10 protein-coding genes are annotated in these 11,352 nt (G+C 73.2%); 2 read left to right on the top strand and 8 right to left on the bottom strand.

Translation table 11 applies throughout. From position 1 onward, the window contains the following. Positions 1 to 421, bottom strand: a 421-nt coding sequence (locus ABZ823_RS02250) for a P-II family nitrogen regulator (RefSeq protein ID WP_361652707.1), incomplete at its 3' end; no start/stop codon positions are given. Between the two features lie 229 nt (positions 422 to 650). On the opposite strand from ABZ823_RS02250, the gene era reads away from it, so the two are divergent. After that, complete coding sequence (gene era, locus ABZ823_RS02245) at positions 651 to 1,610, top strand: GTPase Era (RefSeq protein ID WP_361652705.1); 960 nt, start codon at positions 651 to 653, stop codon at positions 1,608 to 1,610. A gap of 39 nt (positions 1,611 to 1,649) precedes the next feature. On the opposite strand, the gene ABZ823_RS02240 is transcribed toward era, so the two are convergent. Continuing rightward, positions 1,650 to 2,780, bottom strand: a complete 1,131-nt coding sequence (locus tag ABZ823_RS02240) for a PfkB family carbohydrate kinase (protein ID WP_361652853.1) — start codon at positions 2,778 to 2,780, stop codon at positions 1,650 to 1,652. Between the two features lie 415 nt (positions 2,781 to 3,195). Here ABZ823_RS02240 and ABZ823_RS02235 point away from each other — a divergent pair, with 415 nt between their 5' ends. After that, positions 3,196 to 4,536 carry an MFS transporter gene (locus tag ABZ823_RS02235; protein WP_361652703.1) on the top strand — a complete coding sequence of 447 codons (1,341 nt, stop codon included), beginning with the start codon at positions 3,196 to 3,198 and terminating at the stop codon, positions 4,534 to 4,536. Positions 4,537 to 4,557: 21 nt separating this feature from the next. Here ABZ823_RS02235 and ABZ823_RS02230 read toward each other — a convergent pair whose 3' ends face one another. From ABZ823_RS02230 to ABZ823_RS02205, 6 genes are all read right to left on the bottom strand, one after another. Then, on the bottom strand, positions 4,558 to 5,556 hold the full coding sequence (locus ABZ823_RS02230; RefSeq protein WP_361652701.1) for an adenosine deaminase: 999 nt from the start codon (positions 5,554 to 5,556) through the stop codon (positions 4,558 to 4,560). Between the two features lie 20 nt (positions 5,557 to 5,576). Next, the gene (locus ABZ823_RS02225; RefSeq protein WP_361652699.1) at positions 5,577 to 6,482 is read right to left on the bottom strand and encodes a ribonuclease Z; all 906 of its coding nucleotides are present in this window, start codon (positions 6,480 to 6,482) and stop codon (positions 5,577 to 5,579) included. Between the two features lie 6 nt (positions 6,483 to 6,488). After that, the gene (locus ABZ823_RS02220; RefSeq protein ID WP_361652697.1) at positions 6,489 to 6,842 is read right to left on the bottom strand and encodes an HIT domain-containing protein; all 354 of its coding nucleotides are present in this window, start codon (positions 6,840 to 6,842) and stop codon (positions 6,489 to 6,491) included. 161 nt (positions 6,843 to 7,003) lie between these two features. Further along, positions 7,004 to 10,210, bottom strand: a complete 3,207-nt coding sequence (locus ABZ823_RS02215; RefSeq protein WP_361652695.1) for a S41 family peptidase — start codon at positions 10,208 to 10,210, stop codon at positions 7,004 to 7,006. 71 nt (positions 10,211 to 10,281) lie between these two features. Next, positions 10,282 to 10,848, bottom strand: a complete 567-nt coding sequence (locus tag ABZ823_RS02210; RefSeq protein WP_361652693.1) for a hypothetical protein — start codon at positions 10,846 to 10,848, stop codon at positions 10,282 to 10,284. Between the two features lie 100 nt (positions 10,849 to 10,948). Further along, on the bottom strand, positions 10,949 to 11,341 hold the full coding sequence (locus tag ABZ823_RS02205; protein ID WP_361652691.1) for a VOC family protein: 393 nt from the start codon (positions 11,339 to 11,341) through the stop codon (positions 10,949 to 10,951). Between the last annotated feature and the right edge of the window lie 11 nt (positions 11,342 to 11,352).

The following is an 11,352-nucleotide window of genomic DNA, read 5'->3' as shown; positions in this document are numbered from 1 at the left end:
CCCGTACCACGGTCTCCACGGGTACCGCCCACACCTTGCCGTCGCCGATCTTCCCGGTCTGTGCGGCCTTCACCACCGCCTCGATCACCGCGTCGGGACCGCGCTCGCCCGTGCGCACCCGTACCACGGTCTCCACGGGTACCGCCCACACCTTGCCGTCGCCGATCTTCCCGGTCTGTGCGGCCTTCACCACCGCCTCGATCACCGCGTCGGCGTCCGCGTCCTCGACCACGACCTCGATACGGGCCTTGGGCACGAGGTCGACCCGGTACTCGGCGCCGCGGTACACCTCGGTGTGGCCGCGCTGGCGGCCGTAGCCGCCGGCCTCGGTCACGGTCAGGCCGTGCACACCGAGTTCCTGGAGGGCCGTCTTGACCGCGTCGAGGCGGAAGGGCTTGACGACCGCGGTGATGAGCTTCATGCCTGGGAGGTGACCTTCTGCGTGAGGGAGGGGGCGGAGGGCACGGAGTGGGCGACCGGGGGCCCGTGGCCCAGGACTCCGTGATCGTAGGCGGTCTCGGTGTGCACCGTAAGGTCAGGGCCGGTGTACGACGACGCCGGTGTACGACGACGTCGAGCGAGTCGTTCCGGCACCTCGCCGGGCCCGGTGTGCGGACGACCGTGCGAGGGGGCTCCGTGGATCAGGGAGAATGGGCGCCATGAGCGTGCGCAGCCAGTCATCCGAGCCGACCGAGGCCGTCCACCGGGCGGGCTTCGCCTGTTTCGTGGGCCGACCCAACGCGGGCAAGTCCACCCTCACGAACGCTCTGGTCGGGCAGAAGGTGGCGATCACCTCGAACCGGCCGCAGACGACGCGGCACACGGTACGGGGCATCGTTCACCGGCCGGACGCGCAGCTGATCCTGGTCGACACCCCCGGTCTGCACAAGCCGCGGACGCTGCTCGGCGAGCGGCTCAACGACGTGGTGCGCACGACGTGGGCCGAGGTGGACGTGATCGGCTTCTGTCTGCCCGCCGACCAGAAGCTCGGCCCCGGTGACCGCTTCATCGCCAAGGAGCTGGCCGGGATCAGGAAGACCCCGAAGGTCGCGATCGTCACCAAGACGGACCTCGTGGACCCCAAGGCCCTGGCCGAGCAGCTGATCGCGATCGACCAGCTGGGCAAGGAGCTGGGGATCGAGTGGGCGGAGATCGTGCCCGTGTCGGCGGTCGGCGACAAGCAGGTCGAACTGCTGGCCGACCTGCTGATCCCGCTGCTGCCCGAGGGGCCCGCGCTCTACCCCGAGGGCGACCTGACGGACGAACCGGAGCAGGTCATGGTGGCCGAGCTGATCCGGGAGGCGGCGCTGGAGGGCGTGCGGGACGAACTGCCGCACTCCATCGCGGTGGTGGTGGAGGAGATGCTGCCGCGCGAGGACCGACCCGCGGACAAGCCTCTGCTGGACATCCACGCGAACGTCTACATCGAGCGCCCCAGCCAGAAGGGGATCATCATCGGCCCCAAGGGCAAGCGCCTGAAGGAGGTCGGCATCAAGTCCCGCAAGCACATCGAGGCGCTGCTCGGCACGCCGGTGTTCCTGGACCTGCATGTGAAGGTGGCCAAGGACTGGCAGCGGGACCCGAAGCAGCTGCGCCGGCTGGGCTTCTGACCGCGACCCTGGCGTCCGGGCGGCGTCACGCCGCCGCGCTCAAGTCGATCCGCGGAACCCGATCGTCGGCACGGCACGCCGCCGCGGCCAGGGCTCCACGCACTCCTCCGGGAGCAGCCGGTCCAGGAACGCGTACCGGCTGAGGGCGACCGGGTCCTGGTCCTCGTAGGACTGCACCCGGCGCCACCACGCCGCGACCTCGGACCATCCGGGCGCCGACAGCGACCCGCCGAACTCCTGCACCGAGAGAGCGGCCGTCAGGCCCGCGAAGGCGAGACGGTCGGCCAGCGGCCACTCGGCCAGCGTGCCGGTCACGAAGCCCGCCACGAAGACATCGCCCGCGCCGGTCGGGTCCAGCGCCTCGACGGCGATCGCCGGCACGGCGGCGGTCTCCCCGGTTCGCCCGTCCACGGCGTACGCGCCCTCCGCGCCGAGGGTGACCACGGCCAGCGGCACACGGGCGCTCAGCGCGTGCGCGGCGGCGCGCGGGCAGTCGGTGCCCGTGTACCGCATGGCCTCTTCGGCGTTCGGCAGGAACGCCTCGCAGTGTTCGAGGTCCGCGAGGCCCGCGAGGTCCCAGGCCCCGGTGTCGTCCCAGCCGACGTCGGCGAAGATACGGGTGCCGCGCTTCGCGGCCTCGGCGATCCAGGGGGCGCGCCGGCCAGGGGTCAGCGAGGCGACGGCGGCCCGGGCGCGGGGCGTGCAGGTGGGGACGGGCTCCTGCGGCGGCGGCTCGTGGCCGTGGGAGACCATGGTCCGCTCACCCTCGTAGGCCATGGAGACGGTGACCGGGGAGTGCCAGCCGGAAACGCGCCGGGACGGCGAGAGGTCGATGCCCTCGCCCTGTTCCAGCTCGTCCCAGCAGTACTCGCCGTAGTGGTCGTCGCCGAAGGCCGCGGCCAGGGACGTCCTCAGGCCGAGGCGGGCCAGCGCGGTGGCCATGTTGGCGACACCGCCCGGGCTCGATCCCATCCCGCGGGCCCAGGACTCGGTGCCGCGCACGGGGGCGGAGTCGAGCCCCGTGAAGATGATGTCGAGGAACACCGTGCCCGTGAGGTACACGTCGCGGGGCGGGTCTCCCGGCGCGCGCAGGGCGGCCAGGGGGTCGACATGGGAGTGGTGGTGCGTTTCCTCCCCGAGGTGGGGATGGGGGTGCGGTACCTCTTCCATGCCCGGGTGGCGGTGCTGTCCCTCTCCGGTGGTGGCGGTCACGGTGGGCTCCCTGACGTGGTGCGGATCCAGTCAGTGTGCACCACATGTCACGGTGGGCGGCGCCGGTTGCCCTGAGCCGTCCCCGGCTGCCAGCGGGGCACTGCCGGAGCGACCCACCCGGGGTCCGCGACACGCATCGCCGCGTCGTCGTCGCGGTCCCGCGGGGTGCCGTCGCCGGCCACGGCGATCCCGGAAAATGCGCGCGTTTACCCGACCCCACCAGCCGCAAACCACAAAGTGACTCACATCACACACTCTGCGCTTCTTCTCGCACCGTGTGCTTGATACAAATTGCCCGCGCGTTCCTGTCGGTCGACGGACGGCGCCCCAACCTCCCTTCCTGAGCCGCCCTTTCGCACGCCCTGGAACGCCCGTGTCTCCCCGCACCGCCCCGCCCTGGCATCTCGTCGCCCTTTTCACGGCCGGGTACCTCGCCGCGTACCTTCTGCCCACCATCGTCGGCAGGCTCGACGCGGGTCTGCCGCTCTCCGCCACCGAGGCAGGCTCCATCGGCAGCGCCCTGCTGCTGAGTTCGGCCTCCGCGGGCTTTCTGCTGGCCGCCCACGTCCACCGCGTCGGCCCCCGGAGGCTGGCCCGCGCCGGCCTGCTGCTCGCCGCCGCGGGATACGGCACGGCCGCTCTGAGCCACAGCGTTCCCGTGGTCGTCGCGGGGGCCGTCGCCGGCGGATTCGGCTCGGGGACCGCCACCACGGTCGCCGCGACCGGCATCGCCGGCAGGCAAGACCCGCACCGGGCCTCCACACTGGGCCTGTTGAGCGTGTCCGCGCTCGCCGGGGCGGTCTATCTGACGGTCCCCCACCTCGGCCCGGGCCACGGCCTCCCGCTCGCCGCGATCGCGCTCACCACCCTGCTGGCGTGGCCCGCGACCGGCCGCCTCGCCTCCCCCGCGCCCGTCACCACGGCTCCCCTCGGGACGGGCCGCCTGCCCCATCGCGCTTCCGGGCTCGTGCTGGCCGCCGGCATCCTGTGCTGGTCCCTCGCCCAGAACTCCCTGTGGGGCGTCAGCGGACGCATCGGCCTGACCCAGGCGCACCTGACGGAGGTCACCGTCGGCGCGGTCTTCGCGGCCGCGCTCGGCGCCGGGCTGCTCGGCGTGACCGGCGCGGGCATGCTCGGGCCGCGCCTCGGCCGCGCGCTCCCGGTCGGCGCGGGCACCGTGCTCATCGCCGGCTGTATCGCGCTCAGCGCCTCCGCCGACGACCTCGGCACCTTCGCGACCGGCGAGATCGCCTGGAACACGCTCTACCCGATCGTGCTGTCGTATCTGATCGGCCTCGCGGCCTCCCTCGACCAGCGTGGCCGCTGGGCCGTCCTCGTCGGCTCGGCGTCCTCGCTCGGCACCGCGGCTGGTCCCCTCACCGGGAGCGTGCTGGCCGCGCGGGCGGGCTTCCCGGCGATGGGCGCGATCCTCGCGACCGGCCTGCTGGCGATCGCCCTCCCGCTGGCCGCCGTCGCCCGGCACACCGCCGGCCGCCCGCTCCTGCCGGGCGCGGTGCGCCGCCGCGGAGGGACCGCGGCCGCCGTGGTCGCCGCGTCCACGGCCGGCCCCGCGGGCGCGGCCCCGCCGGTCGGCGCGCCCGAGCAGCCCGTCGTGGAGATCGTGCTCGACACCCCGACGGCCCGGGCCCGGCGCGCGTACGACACGGCCGGGCCCCGGCAGGCGACCGCCGCGCCGGGGCCCGGGACGCAGTAGGTGTGCTGCCGGGCAGCACACCTACTGCGCGGTGAACTCGTAGGCGTCCACCTCGGCGAGGTAGCGCGCCCGCCGCTCCTCGTCGTGCTCCAGGAAGGAGGCGACGAACGAGTTGCGGGCCAGCTCCCGCATCCGCTCCCTGCTCAGGCCGAGGGCGTCGCGCACGGCGTGGAAGGTGTCCCCCACATATCCGCCGAAGTACGCCGGGTCGTCGGAGTTGACGGTGCACAGCAGCCCGGCGTCGAGCATCGCGGGCAGCGGATGGTCCGCCAGGACGTCGACGGCACGCAGCCGGACGTTGGACAGCGGGCACAGCGTGAGCGGCACCCGCTCGCGCACCAGCCGCTCGACCAGCGCCGGGTCCTCCAGACAGCGCAGCCCGTGGTCGACGCGCTCGACGCCTAGCACGTCGAGGGCCTCGGTGATGTACTCCGGCGGCCCCTCCTCACCCGCGTGCGCGACCCGGCGCAGCCCGAGGGCGGCGGCGGCCTCGTACACCTCGCGGAACTTGGCCGGCGGGTGGCCGACCTCGGCGGAGTCGAGGCCGACACCGACGATCCGGTCGAGGTACGGCTCGGCGGCCCGCAGCGTCTCCATGGCGGAGTCGGCGGACTCGTCCCGCAGGAAGCACATGAGCAGCTGGGTGGAGACACCGTGGTTCTGCTCGCTGCGGCCGAGCGCCCGCCACAGGCCCTCGACGACCGTCCCCATGGGCACGCCGCGGGCGATGTGGGCCTGCGGGTCGAAGAAGATCTCGGCGTGCCGCACGCCCTGGGCGGCGGCCCGCTCCAGATACGCGTTCGCGAGGTCCTCGAAGTCCCGCTCGGTCCGCAGTACGGCCATCAGCTCGTAGTACAGATTCAGGAAGGACTGGAGATCTTCGAAGGCGTACGCCTTGCGCAGGTCGTCGGTGTCCGCGTACGGCAGTTCGACGGCGTTGCGGGCGGCCAGCCCGAAGGCCAGCTCCGGCTCCAGGGTGCCTTCGATGTGGAGGTGCAGTTCGGCTTTGGGGAGGGGCATCGCAGCATCGTAAGGCCCGGTCACACCCGTTTCGGGACCGGCACCCTCAGCAGGTCGTGCGCCACGGTCAGCTCCCCCTCGAACCCGGCGGCCCGCGCCTGCCGCTCGAACTCCTCCGGCTCCGTGTAGCGCTGGCTGAAGTGAGTGAGGACCAGGTGCCGCACCCCGGCCTCCCGGGCCGCCCGTGCCGCCTGTCCGGCCGTCAGGTGGCCGTACTCCACGGCCAGTTGCTCGTCCTCGTCGAGGAAGGTCGACTCGATGACGAGCAGGTCGCAGTCCTCGGCAAGGGCGTACACCCCCTCGCACAGCCGGGTGTCCATGACGAACGCGAACCGCTGTCCGCGCCGCACCTCGCTCACGGCTTCCAGCGGGACCCCGCCGAGAGAGCCCTCGCGCTGGAGACGGCCCACGTCCGGGCCCGCGATCCCGTGCGCGGCGAGCCGCTCGGGCAGCATCCGCCGCCCGTCGGGCTCGACGAGCCGGTAACCGAACGACTCGACGGGGTGGGAGAGCCGGCGGGCTTCGAGCGTGTACGCGCCGGTCGTCGCGAGCACTCCGTCCGCGGCGACCGGTGCCTCGGTGAGCGGGACGGTCTCGCGGTAGGCGGTGGCGAACCGCAGCCGCTCGAAGAACCGCTGTCCCGACCTGGGGTAGTGCGCGGTGATCTCGTGCGGCACCTTGTCCAGGTTGATCCGCTGGATGACCCCGGCCAGCCCCAGCGAGTGGTCCCCGTGGAAGTGTGTGACACAGATCCGGTGCAGGTCGTGGGCGGCGACCCCGGCGCGAAGCATCTGCCGCTGGGTGCCCTCGCCGGGGTCGAAGAGGATGCCCTCGCCGTCCCAGCGCAGCAGATAGCCGTTGTGGTTGCGGTCCCGGGTCGGGACCTGGCTGGCGGTGCCGAGGACGACCAGTTCACGGACGGACATGGGGCGTTACCCGGGGGGCCACTGCAGGCCGCGGCCGCCGAGGACATGCGCGTGCGCGTGCCAGACGGTCTGCCCGGCGCCGCTTCCGGTGTTGAAGACGATGCGGTAGCTCTCCAGCTTTTCCTGCGCGGCGACCTCGCCGGCCTCACGCAGCACATCGGCGGCGACGGACGGCGCGGCGGCGGCGAGGGAGGCGGCGTCCGGGTGGTGGAGCCTCGGGATGACCAGGACGTGGGTCGGCGCCTGGGGGTTTATGTCCTGGAAGGCGACGGTGGTGTCACTCTCCCGGACGATCGTCGCCGGAATGTGCCCCCCGGCGATCTTGCAGAACAGGCAGTCGTCCTGCGGCTCTCCCGCCATGTGCGTGTCTCCTCACACAGACTGATCACTACGACGGCATCGTATCGGCCCCGCCCGTCCACCGGTCCGGAAAAGGGCCGGTGGACGGGGAACCCCCGGGAACGCCGGAGATCACCGGCAACGGCCGGGAGCACCGGGAACATCCGTCGTCGTGCGGTGGATCACAGAGCCGGCAGCTCCGGGGGCCGCTTCGCCGGGCGCTCCTCCAGCGCGGCCAGCGCCATCCGCACCGCCTCGTCCAGCTGGACGTCCCGCCCGGCCGCGTGGTCCTGCGGTGTCTGGACCACCTCGACGTCGGGATCGACACCGTGGTTCTCCACGCCCCACCCGTAGCCGTCGAGCCAGAACGCGTACTTCGGCTGGGTCACCAGCGTCCCGTCGACCAGGCGGTACATGCTGTCGATCCCAATGACGCCGCCCCACGTCCGGGTCCCGACCACCGGCCCGATCCCGAGCGCCTTGACCGCCGCGTTGACGATGTCCCCGTCGGACCCGGAGAACTCGTTGGCGACGGCCACGACCGGCCCGCGCGGCGCGTCCTCCGGGTAGCTGTACGCCCGCAGCCCGCGCGGCAGGCCCCAGCCGACGATACGCCGCGCCAGTTTCTCCACGACCAGCTGGGAGGTGTGGCCGCCCCGGTTCTCCCGGACGTCCACGACCAGTCCGTCCCGGGCGACCTCGACGCGCAGGTCGCGGTGGAGCTGCGCCCAGCCGGAACCCACCATGTCGGGCACATGCAGATACCCGAGGCGCCCGCCGGACTTCTCGTGCACATACGCCCGCCGGTCCTCGACCCACGCGTGGTACCTGAGCGGCTCCTCGTCCGCGATCGGCACGACCACGGTGTGCCGCGGATCGCCCCCGCCCGCCGGGGAGATCGTCAGCTCCACCGGTCCGCCCGCCGTCCCGACCAGCAGCGGCCCCGGTCCGGCCACCGGATCCACCGGCCGCCCGCCGACCGCGAGGATCGCGTCCCCGGCCCGTACCGCCACCCCGGGCGCGGCCAGCGGCGCCCGGGCGTCGGGGTCGGAGGTCTCCGACGGCAGCACCCGGTCGATGCGCCAGCTCCCGTCCGGGTGCCGGGAGATGTCGGCCCCGAGCAGCCCCTGCCGGCGGTCCTCGCCCGGCCCGTGCCCGTTCGGTGTGACGTACGCGTGCGAGGTGCCCAGCTCGCCCTGCACCTCCCACAGCAGGTCCACCAGGTCGTCGTGTGTGGCGATGCGCTCCAGGACGGGCCGGTACCGGTCCAGCACGCCGTCCCAGTCGACCCCGCCGAGGTCGGGCCGCCAGAAGTTGTCGCGCATGAGGCGGCCGGTCTCCTCGTACATCTGCCGCCACTCGGCCGCCGGGTCGACGGTCTGCCGTATCCGGGACAGGTCCACGGTGATGTTCGCGTCGCTGTCGTCGTCGTTCGGGGCCCGCCGGTCGCTCGGTACGACCTTCAGCTTGCCGTCGGTCCACAGCAGCACCCGCTTGCCGTCGCCGCTGACCGCGAAGCGGTCGGCGTCCGAGGCGAGGTGCTCCAGGCGCTGCTGGACGAGGTCGTAGCGCTCCAGCTCGCTGCGGGGATCGGGGTCGTCGGGGGTGGCCCGTGACGCGCCCAGGACACCGCGCACCGGGTGCCGCAGCCAGAGCACCCCGTCCTTGGCGGCGCGCAGCCCGGAGTAGCGGGCCGCCTCGACCGGGAACGGCACGATCCGGTCGGCGAGCCCTTCAAGGTCGATACGGGTCGTGGGCGCGCCCTCGCTGTCGGGCGTCTCGTCCTTCTCGGGCGCCTCGAAGGGACGGCCGTGGCGCTGCGGCCCGAAGGGTGACGGGGTGGTCGCGGCGAGCGTGATCAAGTGCGGCCGTGAGCCGCCCACGAAGGCCAGGTCGAAGACGTGCTCGTCGTAGACCGGGTCGAAGGAGCGTGCCGAGAGGAACGCCAGGTGCTTGCCGTCCAGCGTGAACGCGGGCGCGTAGTCCCTGAAGCGCAGCGGGGTCGCCTCGGTCACCGACAGGTCGGCCGTGTTGGCGAGCTTGAGCTGGCGCAGCGGGCGGGGGCCGGGGTGCGACCAGGCCAGCCACGCCGAGTCCGGTGAGAAGACGAGTCCGCTGACCTCGCCGTCCTCGCCGCGGTCGACCTCGCGCACCTCGCCGCTGTCCCGCTCGACGAGCAGTACCCGCCCGTCGTGCGCGGCGACCGCGACCCGGCCGCCGTCGGGGGCCACCGCGAGTCCGAGCACCCGGCCGAGACGCCCGGCGGCGAGCCGCCGCGGGGTGGCGCCGGGCGCGAGTCCGGTGGCGGGCGCGAACTCCAGGGCGTCCTCGCCCTCCGCGTCCGTCACCCACACCACCCACTCCTCGCCCTCCACCCGGAAGGTGCGGGGCAGCCGGGCCCGCACGCCGTGGTCGGCGGCGAGCGCGCGGGCGGGCCCCGAGCGGTGGGTGACCCAGTGGACGGCGCCGCGCACCGAGACCGCGCTGCCGCGTCCGGTGTGGTCGGGCGAGGCGGCCCCGAACCAGCGGCTCGCGCTCACGGGATACTGCTGGAGATCTATGCGCTGCCCGCCGAGCCGGATGTCGAGCCGCCGGGGCTCGGCCCCCTCCAGGTCCTCCAGGAGCCACAGTTCACCGGCCGAGGAGTACACGACACGCGTTCCGTCGGTGGCCGCGTGCCGGGCGTAGAAGCTGTCGAGGGGCGTGTGGCGGCGCAGGTCCGAGCCGTCGGCGAGCGACGAGTACAGCGCGCCGACGCCCTCGTGGTCGGAGAGGAAGGCGATGCGGTCGCCCACCCAGGCCGGGTACTCGATGTTGCCGTCGAGGTCCTCGTGCAGCCGCACGAACTCCCCGTTGCCCTCGGGGTCGATCCACAGCTTGCCGGCCGTGCCGCCCCGGTACCGCTTCCACCAGGCGGCCTCACGGCCCATGGGCGCGGACAGCAGCACCGTGCTCGGCCCATGGGCGACCTCGCCGACGGGCCCGTGGGGCAGGGTGGTGGCCGGGCCGCCGTCGAGCGGTACGGCGTGCGCCCAGGTGCGGCGCAGTGAGGCCTGGCCGACGGTGCTGAGGGCGAGTACCCGTCCGTCGGGGGTCCAGCCGCGCACCTGGGTCTTGGCACTGCCCCAGTGTGTCAGGCGCTTGGCGGGGCCGCCGTCGATCGGTGCGGCGTGCACCTCCGGGGCGCCGTCGCGGGAGGAGGTCCACGCGACGGTCTGGCCGTCCGGGGATATTCGGGGGTGGTTGACCGGGACGTTGTCGGCGCTGACCCGCCAGGCACGGCCGCCGTCGAGCGGGGCGACCCAGACGTCGTCCTCGGCGGTGAAGGCGACCAACTCACCGTGCAGGTGCGGGAAGCGGAGATACGCGAGCGATGCGGACTGAGTCACCAGGTCACCCTAAGCAGCAAGCGCGGTCGTGGACAGGGGTTTTGGCAGTCGCTCGCGGTTCCTGACGTGTGTCATTTGCCCTGCGCGGGCCAGCAGGTGGGGTCGCCCTGGCACCAGATCGTCTTCGTCACGGTCACGGTGGGGCCTGGCTGCCCGGAGGGCGGCCGGTAGGTGACGGGCGGCTGGTACGTGGGTGTGGTGGCCGCGTTGCAGTTGCCGAGGCCGTTGACGTGGAACCGCTCCTTGCCGCCCACCGTGGCCCGCAGGTCCCCGCGGACGCACTTGCCGTCGACGGCGCGGGTGACCCGGCCCCTGACGGTGATGTCCTTGCCGTCGTCCGTCATCCCCTGGCAGTCGACGCCGACGACGGTGGTCTCGGTCGGGGTGGGCGTCCCGTGGGACCTGGTGGCGGTGGAAGCGGCGCCGTAGCCGCCCGTGCAGATGAGCCAGCGCACGTGTACGTGCTGCCGCTGGAGTTCCCTCGTCGCCGTCTGGTCGGTGGTGTACGCGACCGCCGCCGAACTCAGATCACCGGGCTGGCAGGCCACGCCTCCGCCCACGGCCACCGCCACGAGTCCGGTCGCCGCCGCCGGCCGCCATCCCCGCGGCCGCCGCCAAATCCGCCTCAATGCCCCCATGGAAGGGAGCGTGCCACGCTCCCGCGGCCGACGGTAGAGCGCATACGGCCACACCAGGCGCCCGTGTGCGCCCCTCTTCACCCCGCCCCCGGACGTACCGTCAGCCGCCCAGGAGCAGCCACTCCTGGAGTTCCACCAGGTTGTCCTCGGGGTCCTTGAGATGGGCGACGCGCATGCGGTCGGTCATGGGGGCCGGGCCGTGCAGGAGCGTCGCGCCGCGGGACGTTATCCGCTCGCAGTACGCGTCAAGGTCGTCCACGCGCAGCACCACGAGCGAGCGGTGGCCCGTCGCCGTGTCGCCGAGTTCGCCCAGTATCCGGGCCATCATCGCCCGGTCCTGGAGCGCGATGCCCGCCGATCCGGTGGCGGGGCCGAACTTCTCGTAGGGCCCGTCCACCGCCCCCGACTGGGGCCTGAGGCCGAGGACGTCGGCGTAGAACCGGTAGCAGGCGGCGAAGTCCGACACCAGCAGCCGTACCTGGGCGAGCTCCATGGCGTACCCCC

This window comes from Streptomyces sp. NPDC047079, assembly GCF_040643755.1.
Lineage (GTDB): Bacteria > Actinomycetota > Actinomycetes > Streptomycetales > Streptomycetaceae > Streptomyces.
The sequence above is the reverse complement of the archived record's forward strand: the minus strand, read 5'-3'. Positions and strand labels throughout refer to the sequence as shown.